This window comes from Aggregatibacter kilianii (assembly GCF_003130255.1).
Taxonomy (GTDB): Bacteria; Pseudomonadota; Gammaproteobacteria; order Enterobacterales; family Pasteurellaceae; genus Aggregatibacter; species Aggregatibacter kilianii.
Window position 1 is genome coordinate 123913 of sequence record NZ_NRCN01000001.1, and the last position, 17596, is coordinate 141508.

General features: G+C 44.4%; 15 protein-coding genes. 6 read left to right on the top strand and 9 right to left on the bottom strand.

The features are described 5' to 3' along the window. Positions 1–226: 226 nt before the first annotated feature. From lsrA to lsrG, 6 genes are all read left to right on the top strand, one after another. A complete protein-coding gene (lsrA, locus tag DK428_RS00525) occupies positions 227–1744 on the top strand; it encodes an autoinducer 2 ABC transporter ATP-binding protein LsrA (protein ID WP_109064008.1) in 1518 nt (505 codons plus the stop codon). Between the two features lie 10 nt (positions 1745–1754). Beyond that, complete coding sequence (gene lsrC / locus DK428_RS00530; RefSeq protein ID WP_109064009.1) at positions 1755–2783, top strand: autoinducer 2 ABC transporter permease LsrC; 1029 nt, start codon at positions 1755–1757, stop codon at positions 2781–2783. A 13-nt stretch (positions 2784–2796) separates the two neighbouring features. Further along, on the top strand, positions 2797–3801 hold the full coding sequence (gene lsrD / locus DK428_RS00535; protein ID WP_109064133.1) for an autoinducer 2 ABC transporter permease LsrD: 1005 nt from the start codon (positions 2797–2799) through the stop codon (positions 3799–3801). Between the two features lie 33 nt (positions 3802–3834). Further along, entirely contained in the window at positions 3835–4851 is a 1017-nt protein-coding gene (lsrB, locus tag DK428_RS00540; RefSeq protein WP_109064010.1) for an autoinducer 2 ABC transporter substrate-binding protein LsrB, read from the top strand. A 16-nt stretch (positions 4852–4867) separates the two neighbouring features. After that, on the top strand, positions 4868–5746 hold the full coding sequence (gene lsrF / locus DK428_RS00545; RefSeq protein WP_109064011.1) for a 3-hydroxy-5-phosphonooxypentane-2,4-dione thiolase: 879 nt from the start codon (positions 4868–4870) through the stop codon (positions 5744–5746). 72 nt (positions 5747–5818) lie between these two features. After that, on the top strand, positions 5819–6127 hold the full coding sequence (gene lsrG / locus DK428_RS00550; RefSeq protein ID WP_109064012.1) for a (4S)-4-hydroxy-5-phosphonooxypentane-2,3-dione isomerase: 309 nt from the start codon (positions 5819–5821) through the stop codon (positions 6125–6127). A gap of 88 nt (positions 6128–6215) precedes the next feature. Here lsrG and pyk read toward each other — a convergent pair whose 3' ends face one another. From pyk to DK428_RS00600, 9 genes are all read right to left on the bottom strand, one after another. After that, positions 6216–7655 (bottom strand): pyruvate kinase, encoded by a 1440-nt coding sequence (pyk, locus tag DK428_RS00555; RefSeq protein ID WP_109064013.1) that lies wholly within the window; start codon positions 7653–7655, stop codon positions 6216–6218. A 244-nt stretch (positions 7656–7899) separates the two neighbouring features. After that, positions 7900–8889 (bottom strand): ribonucleotide-diphosphate reductase subunit beta, encoded by a 990-nt coding sequence (locus DK428_RS00560; RefSeq protein ID WP_109064014.1) that lies wholly within the window; start codon positions 8887–8889, stop codon positions 7900–7902. A gap of 134 nt (positions 8890–9023) precedes the next feature. Beyond that, complete coding sequence (locus DK428_RS00565) at positions 9024–10712, bottom strand: ribonucleoside-diphosphate reductase subunit alpha (protein WP_109064015.1); 1689 nt, start codon at positions 10710–10712, stop codon at positions 9024–9026. Between the two features lie 215 nt (positions 10713–10927). Beyond that, entirely contained in the window at positions 10928–11734 is an 807-nt protein-coding gene (gene trpA, locus DK428_RS00570; RefSeq protein WP_109064016.1) for a tryptophan synthase subunit alpha, read from the bottom strand. Continuing rightward, positions 11731–12930 (bottom strand): tryptophan synthase subunit beta, encoded by a 1200-nt coding sequence (trpB, locus tag DK428_RS00575; RefSeq protein ID WP_109064017.1) that lies wholly within the window; start codon positions 12928–12930, stop codon positions 11731–11733. Before trpB ends, trpA begins: the two co-directional genes overlap by 4 nt. A gap of 32 nt (positions 12931–12962) precedes the next feature. After that, complete coding sequence (locus DK428_RS00580; protein ID WP_109064018.1) at positions 12963–13715, bottom strand: SDR family oxidoreductase; 753 nt, start codon at positions 13713–13715, stop codon at positions 12963–12965. A 347-nt stretch (positions 13716–14062) separates the two neighbouring features. Next, a complete protein-coding gene (locus tag DK428_RS00590) occupies positions 14063–15367 on the bottom strand; it encodes a sodium ion-translocating decarboxylase subunit beta (RefSeq protein ID WP_005703209.1) in 1305 nt (434 codons plus the stop codon). A 10-nt stretch (positions 15368–15377) separates the two neighbouring features. After that, on the bottom strand, positions 15378–17174 hold the full coding sequence (oadA, locus tag DK428_RS00595) for a sodium-extruding oxaloacetate decarboxylase subunit alpha (RefSeq protein ID WP_109064019.1): 1797 nt from the start codon (positions 17172–17174) through the stop codon (positions 15378–15380). A gap of 15 nt (positions 17175–17189) precedes the next feature. Continuing rightward, positions 17190–17456, bottom strand: coding sequence for an oxaloacetate decarboxylase subunit gamma (locus DK428_RS00600; RefSeq protein WP_083015457.1), 267 nt, complete (start codon positions 17454–17456; stop codon positions 17190–17192). Positions 17457–17596: the final 140 nt, after the last annotated feature.

The window sequence follows — 17596 nt, forward strand, 5'->3', positions numbered from 1 at the left end:
CTGATTGAGCATCATTATTCATTTGTTTTTACTTATTATCAATTGTTCCTTTCGCTTTTTTGTAAAAGCATGATGAAGATCACTTTTTTAGAAAAAAGTAACAATACTCTTGTCTTTCGATCCAAATTTGTGATCAGGCTCGCAGAAATTTTTAAAGATTACACATAACATTCTGAAAAAATGTTTTATAGAAAATACATTTGTTCATGTGTATATGGTGGGTAAAATGCAAACTCAAGTTTCCGAACGGCCATGTTTAATTTCCGCCCGAAATATCAGTAAATCTTTTTCCGGTGTGGAAGTATTAAAAGCAATTGATTTTTCTTTATATGCAGGTGAAGTGCACGCCTTATTGGGCGGCAATGGTGCAGGCAAATCCACGCTGGTTAAAATCATTGCCGGTATTCAGCCACAAGATAGTGGTGAATTGCTCATTCATGGCACATTGCAACATAAGCTGTCGCCGAAAAAAGCCCATCAGCTTGGCATTTATCTGGTGCCGCAAGAACCGTTGTTATTTCCGAATTTAACGGTGAAAGAAAATATTCTGTTCGGTTTGCCCCGCAACGAAAAAACATCGGAAAAACTGACCGCACTTTTGCACGAATTAAATTCTCATTTGAAGTTGGAAATGCCTGCCGGTTTATTAGAAGTGGCAGATCAACAGTTGGTAGAGATTATGCGCGGGCTCATGCGCAATGCGTCTATTTTGATTTTAGACGAACCGACCGCTTCACTAACGCCCGTTGAAACGGAGAATTTATTTAAAAAAATCCAATCCTTACTGGATAAAGGCGTTGGGATTGTTTTCATCTCTCACAAATTGCCTGAAGTGTGGAAAATTTCTCATCGCATTAGTGTTATGCGTGACGGTTACATCGCCTTAAGCGGTAAAACTGCCGAATTAAATAAAGACGAAGTAATCACCGCGATTACCCCGAAAGCTAAAAATGCCCAACTCACCGAAAGCCAAAAATTGTGGCTGGAATTGCCCGGCCACCATCGAATAAAGCGTAATGATAAACCGATTCTGAAAGTCGTTAATCTGACAGGAGAGGGGTTTAAAAATATTTCCCTCGACATTTATCCCGGTGAAATTCTAGGCTTGGCAGGCGTGGTGGGAGCCGGGCGTACCGAACTTGCGGAAACCCTGTATGGCCTACGCAAACAAAAGTGCGGTCAGATTTTTTTTAATTTTCATGAGATCAGTGATTGCGATACCAAAGCACGGTTGGAGCAGGGCATTGTTTATTTGCCGGAAGACCGTCAAGCTTCAGGGTTATATTTGGACTCACCACTGACATGGAATGTGTGTGGGCTGACCTATAACAACATGGGATTCTGGTTGGATACGAAAAAGGAAAGTGCCATTTTAGAACGTTATCATCGGGCGATAGGAATTAAATTCAGTGATAAGCAGCAAGCGGCCAGAACCTTATCCGGCGGAAATCAACAAAAAGTTTTGATTGCCAAATGTTTAGAGGCGGATCCTGCATTGTTAATCGTGGACGAACCGACTCGCGGAGTCGATGTGGGTGCGCGTGCCGATATTTATCAATTGATCAAGAATATTGCCAAGCAGAATGTCGCAATCTTGTTTATTTCTTCCGACTTAGAAGAAATTGAGAAAATGTCCCAACGGGTATTGGTGATGCATGATGGACAAATCAGTGATTCGTTAATCGGTGAGGCGATTAATACCAACCGCATTATGCAAATGGCGTTCGGCAGTTCACATACATAAGGAGAAGGGGATGTGGAAATTAATGTTGAAACTCATTCAAGATAACCGTGAACTGACCATTCTCATTGCTATTGGATTGTTATTTTTATTGTTGGGGTTTGTAGGCAACGGGTTCCATTTACAAACGATAACCATGGTTTTTAGCTCTGCCCAAATTGTGATTCTGTTGGCAATTGGGGCGACTTTTGTGATTTTAACCCGCAATATTGATGTTTCCGTGGGATCCACCATGGGACTGAGCTCGGTAATTGTCGGTAGCCTGTTAAACTCGGGTTATGACTTAACTTCTGCCTTTCTTCTTACCTTATGCTGCGGTTTGACTGCGGGGCTGCTAAATGGCGTATTGGTCGCAACGTTACGTATCCCTGCCATTGTGGCGACTTTAGGGACATTGGGGTTATATAAAGGCATCATGCTGTTAATTACTGGCGGGAAATGGATTGAAGGTTTGCCGCAACAGCTAAAAACCTTATCCGAACCCATTTTTTTACATATTTCCCCCATCGGTTGGGTACTGCTTATTCTGATTCTTACCGCCTATTACTTCTTAACCAAGTTACCTGCCGGACGTAATTTTTATGCGGTCGGCGATAATCTGCAAGGGGCAATGCAACTTGGAGTGCATATTGATTGGGTGAGAATTGTCGCTTTTTCCATAAATGGTATGACGGCAGCTCTGGCGGGTATTGTTTTTGCCTCACAAATCGGTTTTGTGCCGAATTCCACCGGTAATGGTTTGGAAATGAAAGCCATTGCCGCTTGCGTGTTGGGCGGTATCAGTTTGCTTGGCGGGGCAGGTAATCTAATCGGTGCGGTGCTTGGCGCCTATTTCTTAATTCAAATCGATACGATTTTAGTGCTACTCAAAGTGCCGGCGTATTGGAATAATTTTGTTGCAGGGATTGTGCTGTTGGCGGTGTTGGTTTTCGACGGACGCATTCGCGTGATGATCGCTAATAATTTGAAATTACAACGTTATGCCCGTTTCTTAAAAGAAGAAAATTCCGCTGGCGTTGAAGTCAAAGTGCGGTCGAAATAGGGAGAGAATGGTTATGTTGGCATTGAAAAGATACGGTTGGGAATTGGCGCTATTATGTTTGGTCATCATTGAAATCCTTGGGTTTGGCGCTTTTAACCCACGTATGCTGGATCTGAATGTCTTGTTATATAGCACCAGTGATTTTATTTATATCGGCATGCTTGCTTTGCCATTGACCATGATTATCGTTAGCGGCGGTATGGACATTTCTTTCGGTTCCACCGTCGGCTTATGTGCTATTACTTTAGGTGTCTTGTTTAAAGCGGATGTGCCGTTGATGCTGGCAATTCCGCTGACCTTTGCGGTCGGTGTGTTATGCGGCTTAATTAACGCAGGCTTGATTCTTTATACCAAAGTGAATCCATTGGTGATTACGCTTGGTACCATGTATTTGTTCGGAGGTGGGGCGTTATTATTATCCGGTTTTGCCGGCGCCACAGGTTATGAAGGTATTGGCGGATTTCCCGATGCCTTACTGGATTTTGCCAATCAAACCTTATTCGATATTCCAACACCGATTCTGTATTTTCTGTTAATGACACTGATTTTTTGGTTATTAATGCACAAAACGACCATTGGCAGAAGTACCTTTTTAATTGGGCAAAGCGACCGAACTTCACGTTACAGTGCTGTGCCGATTCGTCGCACTTTGTTTCTGATTTATTCTTTTATCGGCATTATTGCCGCTTTTGTTGCCGTGCTGTTGGTGTCTTATTTTGGTTCTGCCCGTTCCGATTTGGGAAGTTCGCTCTTAATGCCCGTATTAACGGCTGTGGTACTGGGTGGAGCAAATATTTATGGAGGTTCCGGCTCCATTATTGGTACGGCAATTGCCGCTATGCTTATCGGTTATTTGCAACAAGGTTTGCAGATGATTGGTATTTCCAATGAAATTTCCGGTGCGTTATCGGGCGCATTACTTATTATCGTGTTAATCGGCAAATCTATCAGTTTGCATTACGCTGCCATCATGCAATGGATCCGCCGACGGACCGAACGTCAGACAGTAGTAGATTAATTATGTAAAACTCAATTGAGAGGAGAACGTATTATGAAAACACGCGTAAAAATCACCGCACTTTCCGTATTACTCGGCTTATCTGTGGTGACAACGGCACAGGCCGCCGATCGTATCGCCTTTATTCCTAAATTGGTAGGGGTCGGCTTCTTCACCAGCGGCGGGCAAGGTGCTACCGAAATGGGAAAAACCTTGGGCGTGAATGTCACTTATGATGGTCCAACCGAGCCAAGCGTTTCCAACCAAGTACAATTGATTAATAACTTTGTTAACCAGGGTTATAACGCCATTGTTGTGTCTGCGGTTTCTCCCGATGGGTTATGTTCCACCTTACAGCGGGCCATGAAACGGGGCGTGAAAGTGCTGACTTGGGACTCCGACACCAAACCGGAATGTCGCAGCTATTACATTAACCAAGGCACACCGGAACAGTTAGGTTCTATGTTGGTGAATATGGCTGCTAATCAAATCAGTAAACCGAAAGCCAAAGTGGCATTTTTCTATTCTAGCCCAACCGTAACCGACCAAAACCAATGGGTGAAAGAAGCAAAAGCAAAAATTGCCAAAGATTATCCGGAATGGGAAATCGTGACGACCCAATTCGGTTACAACGATGCAATTAAATCCCTACAAACCGCCGAAGGTATTTTAAAAGCTTATCCGGATTTAGATGCGATTATCGCACCGGACGCCAACGCCTTGCCGGCGGCCGCACAAGCTGCAGAAAATCTGAAAGTAAATTCTGTGGTCATCGTCGGATTCAGTACGCCGAATGTGATGCGTCCTTATGTGAAACGCGGCACGGTAAAACAATTCGGCTTATGGGATGTGGTGCAACAAGGCAAAATTTCCGTGGCTGCCGCCAATGCATTGCTTAAAGGTGAAAAACTAAATGTGGGCGATAAATTAAATGTACAAGGTATCGGCACCATTGAAGTATCGCCGAATAAAGTGCAAGGCTATGAATATGAAGCGGATGGCAACGGCGTTATTTTATTGCCTGAACGTGTAGTGTTTACCAAAGACAATATCGATAATTACAATTTCTAGTTGAGGAGAGTATTCAATGGCTGATTTAGATGATATCAGAGACGGCAAAGATTTCAGTTTGGATCGACCGCAAACCAATCAGGCTTTTTATTTAAAAGGCGCGGGGGCGTTGGATTGGGGAATGCAATCCCGTTTGGCTAATATTTTTAATCCGAAAACCGGCAGAACTATTATGCTTGCCTTCGATCATGGGTATTTTCAAGGACCGACAACCGGGTTGGAACGTATCGATCTGCATATTGCACCGCTTTTTGAATATACCGATGTGTTGATGTGTACCCGTGGAATTTTGCGCAGCGTTGTGCCGCCGGCAACCCGAAAACCGGTCGTACTTCGTGCCTCCGGGGCGAATTCTATTCTTACCGAATTATCTAACGAAGCGGTGGCGGTGTGCGTGGAAGACGCCTTGCGCTTAAATGTTTCCGCGATGGCGGCGCAGGTATATATTGGTTCGCAATATGAACACCAATCCATCAAAAATATTATCCAATTGGTCGATCAAGGCACCCGTTATGGTATGCCAACCATGGCGGTGACGGGGGTCGGTAAGGATATGGCACGTGATCAGCGTTATTTCTCATTAGCAAGCCGTATTGCCGCGGAAATGGGCGCACATATTATCAAAACCTATTATGTAGATAGCGGTTTTGAGCGTGTTACCGCAGGCTGTCCGGTACCAATCGTAATTGCCGGCGGCAAAAAATTGCCGGAGCAAGAGGCGTTGGATATGTGCTATAAAGCCATCGACCAAGGCGCGTCCGGCGTGGATATGGGACGTAATATCTTCCAATCCGAAGCGCCGATAGCCATGTTAAAAGCGGTTCATGCCATTGTTCATGGCGGAGAAAATGCAGAAAAAGCCTATCATCTGTATCTGCACGAAAAAAACGCATAGTTTAACCAGATTCCTCCCTGTTCGGGGAGGACATCTTTTACTTTTCATTCTTTTGCAATTAAGGAGTTTATTATGTTTGCAATGTTGGTGGAAATTAATATTAAGGAAGGAAAAGAACAAGAGTTTTTAGAAGTATTTAAACGAAATTATCTGGGAACGCGACAAGAACCGGGGAATTTGCGTTTTGACGTATTGCGTGATCCCGACGTAAGAACCCGTTTTTATGCTTATGAAGTGTATGTGGACGAGGCGGCACTGGAAGAACACCGCAAAACAGTCCATTATCATCGTTGTGTTACCGAACTTGAACCGTTGATGACCGGTAGTCGAAGTAAAAAAATCTTTGAATGGGTCTTTCCGGAAACGGTTAACGAGGAATGAGGTCAAAGTGCGGTCGTTTTATCCGATGTTTTTTTAATACAAAAAAGGCTTAGAACATTCTAAGCCTTTTGTTATTTCTTAGTCGTTATTATTCCACAATAAGAATACGACTGGTATTAGAACTGCTTTGATCTGATTCAGCGCCTTGGGTGAGTAACACAACATCGCCCGTCATTAAGAAACCTTTATCTTTCAATAAAGCAATGGCTTTTTGGGCGCCTTCCATCGTACGGCTGACACCATCGTAGAACACAGGTGTTACGCCACGATATAACGCACAAAGATTTAATGTATTTTGGTTACGGGATAAGGCGAAAATCGGTAAACCGGAACTAATACGGGACATTAATAGAGGAGTGCGACCACTACTGGTCATAGCAATAATGGCACTTACGCCTTTCATGTGGTTGGCAGCAAACATTGTTGACATGGCGATGGTTTCTTCGATGTTGTCAAATTCAATGTTCATGCGGTGGTGAGATACGCTTGCTCCCGGCATTTTTTCTGCACCCAAGCACACTTTGGCCATAGTAGCTACGGTTTCGGCAGGGTATTGACCGGCAGCGGTTTCGGCAGAAAGCATCACTGCGTCGGTACCGTCTAATACGGCGTTAGCGACGTCCATCACTTCAGCACGGGTTGGCATTGGGTTGCTGATCATGGATTCCATCATTTGGGTTGCAGTGATAACAACACGGTTTAATTTACGGGAACGACGGATTAATTTCTTTTGTACCGCCACTAATTCCGGATCACCGATTTCAACACCCAAGTCACCACGGGCAACCATGATAACGTCAGAGGCTAAAATGATATCGTCCATCGCTTCATCGGTAGCAACCGCTTCGGCACGTTCTACTTTTGCAACAATTTTCGCATTTAAACCGGCTTCTTTAGCCAATCGACGGGCATAGTTTAAGTCTTCACCACAACGAGGGAAAGACACGGCCAAGTAATCAACGCCGATACGGGCTGCAGTAATAATGTCCGCTTTATCTTTATCGGTTAACGCGTCAGCAGATAAACCGCCGCCTAATTTGTTGATACCTTTGTTGTTGGATAGTGGACCGCCGACAGTCACTTCGGTAAAGACTTTTGCGCCTTCGGTAGCTAATACTTTTAATTGTACGCGACCATCGTCTAATAACAAAATATCGCCCGGTACCACGTCTTGAGGTAGGGTTTTATAGTCTAAACCAACAGCTTCTTGCGTACCTTCGCCTTTCGGTAATTCGGCATCTAAAATAAATTTATCACCGATGTTTAAGAAAATTTTGCCGTCTTTAAATGTGGATACGCGAATTTTAGGGCCTTGTAAGTCACCTAAGATTGCTACGGTTCTGCCTAATTTTTTAGCAATTTCACGCACTTTTTCTGCACGTCCGATATGGTCTTCCGGTGTACCATGTGAGAAGTTCATGCGCACAACATTAGCGCCCGCAGCGATGATTTTTTCTAAATTGTTACCACGGTCGGTTGACGGACCCATAGTACATACAATTTTCGTTCTTCTTAGTCTTCTAGACATTAAAATTCTCCGTAAATAGTTGTATTGTAGAAACTTTCTATTAGCGAGCAATTTTTCATCAATTACCCACAAAAAACTGAGCGGTATTATACGCCGAAAATAAAATTAGATCGAGATCACATTTTAGAAAAAAGTCCTTGCAAAAAGGAAAAAGCACTTAGTTTTGCTCATTTTCAATGTGTTGTAATAAACCCAAAGTGCGGTTAAAAATTCATTTATTTTTTGACCGCACTTTTCGTTTACTTTAGAACAAATCCTCCGCTGTGATTTGTTTCATTTTTTTGCTGTAATCGGTGGAGCGTTTATTGAAAAAGTCGGTTTCTTTGGTAGACAGAATTTCGATATCAAACCATTCCGTTTCTTTTAATTGTTCCGGATTAATGTTGTAAACCGGTTCCAACCCTAACGCCTGTAACGAATTGTTATATCGGTTAGCAATATAGTTTTCCACGGTAGCTTTGCTTAGAAAATCCAATTCGCCGTCTTCAAAAATCCAGTTCAAAATTTCTTTTTCAGCCGTAAAGGCTTGGTCGGCAAGTTCTTTTAGTTCAGTGAAGAAAGCATCGGTGAATAATTCAGGTTGTTCTTCACGCAAGATGCCATAAAGGGTAATACCAAACCGACCGTGGATTTCCTCTTCTTTAGAGGTAGCTTCCACGGCGTTGGAAATGCCTTTGAATAGATTTTTATGTTTATTGAAGCTCATCATGATGACAAATTGGCTGAATAATGAAATGTGTTCCACAAATAGGGAAAACATGATTAACGATAATACGAAGTCTTGTTGGCTAACGTCTTTTTTACGCATAAAGGCTTCCATGTATTCGATACGCGCCATGATGGCTTTGTATTGGCGCACATTAAGGAACATTTCATTAAGACCTAATTTTTCTAATAAGAACGAGTAAGCGTCTTTATGACGAATTTCCGATTCAAGAAAACTGCCGCCCACATCTTCAATTTCCGGCTTTGGGAAGTAGTTATATAAATTGCCCCAGAAACGTTTGACGCTCACTTCAATTTGTGAAATCGCCAACATGGTTTTGGTGATAACGGAACGTTCCACATCGCTGATATGTGTACGAAAATCCTGAATATCTCCGGTGAAATTAAATTCCGTGTGTAACCAATAAGAGTGGCGAATGGCATCTTTAAATTCTAAAAGTTCCGGATATTCGTAAGGTTTAATTTCAAAGCGTGGAACAAACAAGCTGCGTTTTTGGGTGGCATTCATTTTGTAATCCTCGTGATTTATATATTATTAATGGCAGGCTACCAATCTGTTTTATAAAATTTGGCACGAGCTAGAAAGCCGCGCCATCGTTGTTTTAATAGGATGAAAAGTGCGGTGAAATTTTTCAGCGTTTTTTAACCTTCACAGCTACTGCAATTCAATAGGTTTCGATTGAACACTTGCGCCGCACTCATGCTGTATTGGTAATAAATGGATTTTAAACCCAGTTCTTCAGCGGTGAGGTAAAGCTGATTTAGGTCTTTTGCCGGCGTTGCGGGATGCACCATAATATTCACGCTTTGCCCTTGGTCGATATATTTCTGACGTTGTGCTGCTTGTTGAATCACGGAAAGCTGGCTGATTTCCGAGAAAGTTTTGAAGACTTCTTTCTCATCTTCCGTTAATTCCGTTAAATGTTGCACCGAGCCATCGTTAAGCAAAATACTTTCCCAAATGTCATCGCGATCCAGCCCTTTACGTTTAAGCAAGGCTTCCAAGAAAGGGTTTTTATAAACCACTTTAATTTTGGATAAATCTTTCACGTAATAATTGGATTTAAATGGCTCAATGGACGGCGAAACGCTGCCTAAAATAAAGCTACTGGATTTTGTCGGTGCCACGCTCATAAGTGTGGTGTTGCGGCGGCCGTAACCTTTCAGAATTTCGGGCTCACCGAAACGCTGCGCCAGTTCCTTAGAAGCTTTTAAGGTTTTTTCTTGTAACAATTTAAAAATCATATTGTTGTGCTGCATGGCTTCAAAACTGTCAAAAGCCATGTTTTTTGATTGCAAATAACTATGCCACCCCAACACACCTAAGCCCAAAGCGCGGTGACGATGGGCAAATTTATTGGCTCTGTCCATAAATTGAATATTGGCGCTTTGCGCGATAAATTCACTCATGACTATATCCAAGAAATAAGTCAGCACTTCCGGCGCATCGGTGTCTTTCCATTCATCAAAATAGAGTAGATTCATGGAAGACAAACAGCACACGAAACTTTCATCTTCGCTGGATGGCAGAGCGATTTCGCTACATAAATTAGATGCGTGAATCATCATATTGCGATCTTTATACACGTCCGGGCGTCCCGCATTGGCGTTGTCTTTAAAGAAAATATATGGGATGCCCGTTTCTGTCTTACGTTGTAACAATTTTGCCCAAATTTGGCGTTTGTACGGATCGCCGGCTTTCATGCTTTCCAACCATTCATGACTGACACAAACGCCGTAATACATGAGTTGGATCGGGTTGCCCTCGGTGTGAATATCTAACCATTCTTCAATATCACCGTGATCGATGTCGATATAACCGGCGAACATACCTTTACGGCTGGTGCCTTGGCTAATGGTGTCGATGGTCGCCTCAAACAGTTTGGTGAAAGCAAAGGAGCCGTTGGATTTACCGTTATTGGTAATGTTGGAGCCGCGCGGACGAATGTCACCAAAATAGCCTGATGTGCCCCCGCCGAGCTTACTCATCACGCCGATTTCTGCCACGGTGGACATAATGGCATTAATAGAATCGCCGATGTAAGAACCGAAGCAGCTAATACTTAGCCCGCGATCCAATCCGAAATTCGACCAAATCGGTGAAGAAAGTGAATAATAGCCTCGCGCCATGTAGTGATAAAATTTTTCTGCATAACCTTCAATGCCCAATTTTTGTTCGGCATACTCGGCAATAAAGCGAATACGATCTAGGGCAGAAGTGCCTTCCAATAGATAACCACGCTGCAAAAACAGTTTGCTGTCTTCGTTAAGCCAAGCAAAATCCGGTCGGTTAGGATCGGTGATTGGCAAAATAACCTGAGTTTCGTTCATAAAAAGCCCTTAATTTTTATAATGTTATTGATAATGATAATAAATCCTATTTATAATAACATCTAAAAATAGAATTCTCACGATCAAAAAATGTGAAAAAATTTAACCGCACTTGTTTTATGAATAAGCTCAATGAGTTAATAAATTGTAAAGAAAAAGGCCGAATTAACATCGGCCTTTGATCAGGGAAAGGAAAAGTGCGGTGACTTTTTACGTTATTTTGTCGCCGCTTTCATATTGCGAACAAACTCGCCAAGTTCGCTCAGACACTGAGCGTGATTATCTAAGTTTCGCTCAATAATTTTTACTGTCGCCGAACCGGAAATCGCGCCGGCTGCACCGAGTTGAAGCGCTTCTTTTACTTGCAACGGTTGGGCAATGCCAAAACCTTGCAGGATAGGCGGGGCATGGTGAGCTTTGAGTTGCTCTACAAGGGTATCTAAGTTAGCCGCATGACTTTGATTTTCTGCGCTGGTAACGCCCGCACGAGAAACCAAATAAGTATAGCCCTCGCTATTTTCAGCCACGCCTTGCACCGTTTTGGCATCCGCATTCGGCGGACAAATAAAGACGGGTTGAACACCGTGTTTTTTGGCTGCTTGGACATAGTCTTCTTTTGCCAATAATGGAATGTCCGCCACTAAAACGGCATCCACACCGACTTCCGCACAACGTTGATAAAAGTTATCCAAGCCTTTGGCAAAAATTAAATTAGCGCAAAGCAACAGACTAATTGGAATCTCGGAGTATTTTGATCGTACTTTGGCAAGTAAGTTAAAGCTGTCTTCCGTGCTATGCCCGGCGTTGAGCGCACGATTATTGGCTGCCTGAATAACAGGACCGTCTAATAACGGATCAGAAAACGGGAAGCCCAATTCCAATGCGTCCGCGCCGTTATCGACGAGGGTACAAATAATCTCAAAAGAACGCTCAAAGGTCGGGTCGCATAAGGTAACGAAAGGAACGAATGCGCCTTCATTTTTCGCGCTTAATTGGGCAAATGTGGTTTCAAAACGGCTCATAATTGCATTCCTTTTTCGTTTAAAATTTTATCTACGGTGAAAATGTCTTTATCACCACGACCGGATAAATTCACCACCAAAATTTGTTCTTTATTCGGCTCCAGATGAATCATTTTTAACGCCTGCGCCAACGCGTGAGAGCTTTCTAATGCAGGAATAATGCCTTCATGTTTTGCCAGTGCTTGGAACGCATTTAGGGCTTCGTCATCGGTAATGCTTGGGTATTCCGCGCGACCAATGCTTTGCAAATAGGCGTGTTGCGGGCCGACAGAAGGGAAGTCTAGCCCCGCAGAAATCGAGTAGGATTCTTCCACTTGGCCGTCTTCCGTTTGCATTAACGGCGATTTCATCCCGAAATAAATACCCACTTTCGCATGGCCTAACGGCGCGCCGTGTTCACCGCTTTCAATGCCGTGACCGGCAGGTTCTACGCCAATTAGACGCACATTCGGTTCATCAATAAAATCCGTAAACATACCGATAGCGTTTGAGCCGCCACCTACCGCTGCAATCACGGCATCCGGTAAACGACCTTCTTTTTCTAAAATTTGACGTTTGGTTTCTTCGCCGATCATTTTTTGGAATTCACGCACAATGGTTGGGAATGGGTGAGGGCCTGCCGCCGTACCCAACAAATAATGAGTGTTTTCATAATTTGCCGACCAATCACGCATGGCTTCACAGCAGGCATCTTTTAAGGAACAGGAGCCTTTTTGTACAGGAACCACTTCAGCGCCCATTAAGCGCATACGGAATACGTTTGGAGATTGACGTTCTACGTCTTTCGCGCCCATATAAATACGACAAGGCATACCCAACATCGCACAGGCAAGGGCTGTCGCTACGCCGTGTTGGCCGGCACCGGTTTCTGCGATAATACGCGTTTTTCCCATGCGTTTAGCCAGCAAAATTTGACCTAATACTTGGTTGGTTTTATGGGCGCCACCATGAAGCAAATCTTCACGTTTTAAATAAATTTTCGCTTTTGTGCCTCTGGTTAAATTACGGCAAAGGGTAAGTGCGGTCGGTCTGCCGGCATAATTTTTCAATAGATCCTGAAATTCACATTGGAATTCCGGATCATCTTTAGCTTCAACAAACGCTTTTTCTAATTGTTGTAGCACCGGTACGAGAATCTCCGGCACATACATACCGCCGAACTCACCGAAATAAGGGTTTAAAATAGCCTCTGACATTCTGTTTCCTTTATTTATCTATCTATTATCTATTAATTTCTTGCAACATTTAGTGGCGCAAAAGTTTGTGCCGTTGGCATCACTTCAATGCGGTTAATGTTAACGTGTTCCGGCTGTTGGTTGAGCCACAACACAATATTAGCGATGTCTTGTGGCGTCACATATTGCACGTTTTCATACAACTTATCTGCACGGGCGTCATCGCCTTTAAAGCGCACATTGGAAAATTCTGTACCGCCGCAAAGCCCGGGTTCTACATTTGAAACACGAATGTTGGTACCGGCCAAATCGGCGCGTAGGTTTAAACTGAATTGTTTAACAAAGGCTTTGGTGCCGCCATAAACGTTGCCACCCGGATAAGCATAACTTCCTGCGATAGAGCCTAAATTGATGATATGGCCTTGGTTACGCGCTACCATTTGTGGCAATACTAAACGTGTCATGGTCACTAAGCCTTTCACGTTGGTATCGATCATTTTTTCCCAATCGTCTAAGTTTGCTTTGTCGGCAGATTCCATTCCAAGAGCAAGCCCTGCATTATTCACTAATAAATCAATGGTTTGCCATTCCGGAGGGAGAGATTTCAGGGCTGTTTCTGTGGCGTTGCGGTCAGAAATGTCAAAAGCGAGGGGAAGGAAATGCTGGCCGTATTCCTGTTTCAGTTGTGTTAAGCGTTCATGTCTTCTTCCGGTACCGATGACCAAATAACCGGCGTTTAATAAGGTACGACAGATGGCGCTGCCAAATCCTGCTGTCGCCCCAGTAACCAATGCAATTCTTGTCATTATTATCTCTCCTTATTCTATTAAATCAGTGTGTTGTGAAATTTAGTTAGAAAAACAACCGCACTTTTGCATGAATGCGAAACATACTACTACACTAGTACAAAAAAATATAGAACTTTTATCAAGAAATTTGCAAAAGGAGAGCCGATCAAAGTGCGGTCGTTTTTTGAGATGGATGTTAACTGAAATAAAAAGGCACTCGTTGGGAAATTAAACTATGACGAAAGCGTCAGCACACTTGTGCCGATATTCAGCATGCTTAACAAACAAAAAAAGGCACAAGCGAAATACGCTTGCGCCATGATTTGATTTAAAAAGTGCGGTGGGTTTTCGCAACGTTTTTAACGTTACATCAACGTACCGACATATTTTAACATGACCCCGGCGGCAATTGCCGAGCCGATAACGCCGGCCACGTTCGGCCCCATGGCGTGCATGAGTAGGAAGTTTTGGTGATCCGCTTCCAAACCGACTTTATTGGATACGCGCGCCGCCATTGGCACGGCAGACACACCGGCAGAACCAATGAGCGGATTGATTTTGTTCTTACTGAACTTGTTCATCAATTTCGCCATTAATACGCCGCTACCGGTACCGATTCCGAAAGCAATCACGCCAAGAATTAAAATTCCCAGAGTTTGCGGTTGTAGGAATTTATCGGCTATCAGTTTGGAACCTACAGACAAACCAAGCACGATGGTCACAATGTTAATCAAGGCGTTTTGTGTGGTGTCGCTTAAACGTTCTACCACACCGCTGACGCGCATGAGATTACCGAAACAGAACATCCCGAGCAATGGTGCGGCATCCGGTAAGAGTAAGCCGACAAGTAAGAGCAAAATCACAGGGAATAAGATTTTTTCCCGATTGCTCACATGGCGCAATTGCGTCATGCGAATTTTGCGTTCTTCTTCCGTGGTTAAGGCTTTCATGATCGGCGGCTGAATTAACGGCACTAACGCCATGTAGGAATAGGCTGCAACGGCAATCGCACCGAGCAATTCAGGCGCAAGTTTACTGGTGAGGTAAATCGCCGTCGGGCCATCCGCACCACCGATAATACCGATGGAAGCGGCTTGTGGTAGCGTAAATTCGATAATACCGAAATAATTCAATGTTAATGCGCCGAGCACCGTAGCAAAAATACCGAATTGTGCCGCAGCACCGAGCAACAAGGTTTTCGGATTTGCCAATAACGGGCCAAAATCCGTCATAGCACCTACGCCCATAAAAATGACTAATGGGGCGATGCCGTAGCCGATGGCGACGTTATAGAACAATGCCAAAATACCTGCGCTATAGCCCATGTCCATAGACAAGGCTTCCAGTTGATGCACGGTGGAACCGGACGCTGTGGCGAGAGCGGTTTTGATAAGTGTCGGATCAGAGGCTACGCCTAATTTCCCGGCAATCACCGCAATTTGCTCAGGCGAACCGAGATGAAGCAAATTCTCCAAAGCCGTCATAGCAAGACCGGCTTCAGGAATATTTGACAATAACCCGCCGAAACCGATTGGTAGCAACAACAATGGTTCAAATTTGCGCGAAATGGCAAGCCATAGCAACAGCAGACTCACGGCGATCATCACCGCTTGCCCCCATTGCAGATGGAATATGCCCATCCCTTTAATTAACGCAATAATACTCTCCATAGGCCATTCCTTACGCTAAGGTCATCACAGTGTCGCCCACCGCTACGGCGTCACCGGCTTTGACGCAAATCCCGCGCACGGTGCCGGCCTGTGCGGCTTTCACTTCGGTTTCCATTTTCATGGCTTCCAAAATAAACAACACATCGCCCGCAGCCACGGTTTGACCTTCTGTTGCAACGACTTTCCAAATGTTACCCGCCATTGGCGCAGTGACCGGTGTGCCGCCGCTTGTTGGCGCAGGAGCAGAAGTCGCTTGCGGTGTAGCTTGTGGTGTGGTGGTAGCCACATGAGAAATATCCCCACCTTCGCTGACTTTCACCACAAAGGCTTTGCCTTCCAATTCCACAGTGTAAATGGCAGAACCGGAGGCCGCAGGTGCAGCTTTAGAAACAGGTTTATTTTCTACCGCACTTTCAGTGCCGGTCGGTGCCGGTTCAAAAGCAGCAGGGTTGTTGCGGTTTTCTAAGAATTTCCAAGCAATTTGTGGGAAGAGGGCAACGATTAAGGCATCGTCCACGGCGTTGTCTGCCAATTTCACGCCTTTCACTTTGGCTTGTTCGGCAACGTCCGCTTCAATTTTCGCCATTTCAGGCGCAATGTGATCGGCTGGGCGGTCAGTCACCGGAGCTGCACCCTCTAATACGCGAGCTTGTAATGCGCTATCTACCGGTGCCGGGGTTTTGCCGTATTCGCCTTTCAAAATACCGGCGGTTTCTTTGGCGATGGTTTTGTAACGCTCGCCTGTGAGCACGTTAATTACCGCTTGAGTACCAACGATTTGTGATGTCGGAGTCACTAATGGAATGTAACCCAAATCTTTGCGCACACGCGGAATTTCGTCCAATACCAAGTCTAATTTATCGGAGGCGTTTTGTTGTTTTAGCTGGTTTTCCAAGTTTGTGAGCATACCGCCCGGCACTTGTGCCACTAAAATACGGCTATCTACGCCGCGTAGTTGACCTTCAAATTTGGCATATTTTTTACGTACATTACGGAAATAGGCGGCGATTTTTTCCAAACGCGGAATATCCAAACCGGTGTCATATTCGGTGCCTTGTAAGGTCGCTACCATGGATTCTGTTGCCGGGTGGCCGTAAGTGCCGGACATAGAAGAAATTGCTGTATCCACACCGTCCACACCCGCTTCAATGGCTTTTAACAGCGCCATTTCTGCCATGCCGGTAGTCGAGTGGCAATGCAAATGTAATTCTACGTCAAAACGTTTTTTGATTTCACGCACTAAGTCTGCTGCCGCCATCGGGTTCAAAATACCTGACATGTCTTTGATGACCAAGCTGTCGATACCGATTTCAAGTAGTTGTTCGGTGGTATCGAGCCAGGTTTGCATGGTGTGTACCGGGCTGGTGGTGTAACTTAATGTCCCTTGTGCATGACCGCCGAATTTACGCACGGCTTGCAACGCCGCTTTCATATTACGCGGGTCGTTGAGCGCATCAAACACACGGAACACGTCCATACCGTTTGCTACGCAACGTTCTACGAAACGTTCCACTACGTCATCGGCATAATGGCGATAACCTAGCAGGTTTTGACCGCGCAATAACATTTGCAACGGGGTTTTCGGGCAGGCTTTTTTCAACTCACGCAAACGCACCCACGGATCTTCACCCAAAAAACGAATACAACTATCAAAGGTCGCACCGCCCCAAGCTTCCAGTGACCAATAGCCGATGTCGTCTAATTCATGGGCAATTGGCAGCATATCATCAAGACGCAAGCGGGTTGCGAAAAGTGATTGGTGGGCATCACGAAGCACCAGTTCGGTCATTTTAATTTTTTTAGTCATAGTAAAATCCTTATTTTATTTGAACTGTTGGGTACGGCGATGGTGCGCGATAGCCGCTGCAATCACAGGGCGCAAACGCTCAAAATCGTCGGTAGGTGCCGCAGGGAGTGCGGTGGAATTTGGGGAAGTTTTTAGTGCAGGTTGGGGTTCGGGAAAAAATCGGTTGATAAGTTTAGACATCAGCCCAATTGCCCAAATTAAAATGAGCAAAAAGACCAACACAAAACCCATCCCTGAAAACATCAGATTAATTCCTTCACCCATAAGCTCTGTGGGACTCATCATTTGCTTCCTTATTTGTTTGAAAAACGAGAAGATTTTATTCTAATGGATTCGTTTTAGTAAAACCGTGATAAAGATCATAATTTGGGTAGATGGGAACGTGAGAGAAGGGAAAGTGCGGTGGATTTTTAAGATGTTTT

Coding starts and splice junctions, on each gene's coding strand:
- lsrC (WP_109064009.1), top strand. CDS start 1,755: ATGTGGAAATTAATGTTGAAACTCATTCAAGATAACCGTGAACTGACC.
- DK428_RS00565 (WP_109064015.1), bottom strand. CDS start 10,712: ATGAACGAAACTCAGGTTATTTTGCCAATCACCGATCCTAACCGACCG.
- DK428_RS00590 (WP_005703209.1), bottom strand. CDS start 15,367: ATGGAGAGTATTATTGCGTTAATTAAAGGGATGGGCATATTCCATCTG.
- DK428_RS00580 (WP_109064018.1), bottom strand. CDS start 13,715: ATGACAAGAATTGCATTGGTTACTGGGGCGACAGCAGGATTTGGCAGC.
- pyk (WP_109064013.1), bottom strand. CDS start 7,655: ATGTCTAGAAGACTAAGAAGAACGAAAATTGTATGTACTATGGGTCCG.
- lsrF (WP_109064011.1), top strand. CDS start 4,868: ATGGCTGATTTAGATGATATCAGAGACGGCAAAGATTTCAGTTTGGAT.
- lsrG (WP_109064012.1), top strand. CDS start 5,819: ATGTTTGCAATGTTGGTGGAAATTAATATTAAGGAAGGAAAAGAACAA.
- lsrB (WP_109064010.1), top strand. CDS start 3,835: ATGAAAACACGCGTAAAAATCACCGCACTTTCCGTATTACTCGGCTTA.
- trpB (WP_109064017.1), bottom strand. CDS start 12,930: ATGTCAGAGGCTATTTTAAACCCTTATTTCGGTGAGTTCGGCGGTATG.
- lsrD (WP_109064133.1), top strand. CDS start 2,797: ATGTTGGCATTGAAAAGATACGGTTGGGAATTGGCGCTATTATGTTTG.
- lsrA (WP_109064008.1), top strand. CDS start 227: ATGCAAACTCAAGTTTCCGAACGGCCATGTTTAATTTCCGCCCGAAAT.
- DK428_RS00600 (WP_083015457.1), bottom strand. CDS start 17,456: ATGAGTCCCACAGAGCTTATGGGTGAAGGAATTAATCTGATGTTTTCA.
- oadA (WP_109064019.1), bottom strand. CDS start 17,174: ATGACTAAAAAAATTAAAATGACCGAACTGGTGCTTCGTGATGCCCAC.
- DK428_RS00560 (WP_109064014.1), bottom strand. CDS start 8,889: ATGAATGCCACCCAAAAACGCAGCTTGTTTGTTCCACGCTTTGAAATT.
- trpA (WP_109064016.1), bottom strand. CDS start 11,734: ATGAGCCGTTTTGAAACCACATTTGCCCAATTAAGCGCGAAAAATGAA.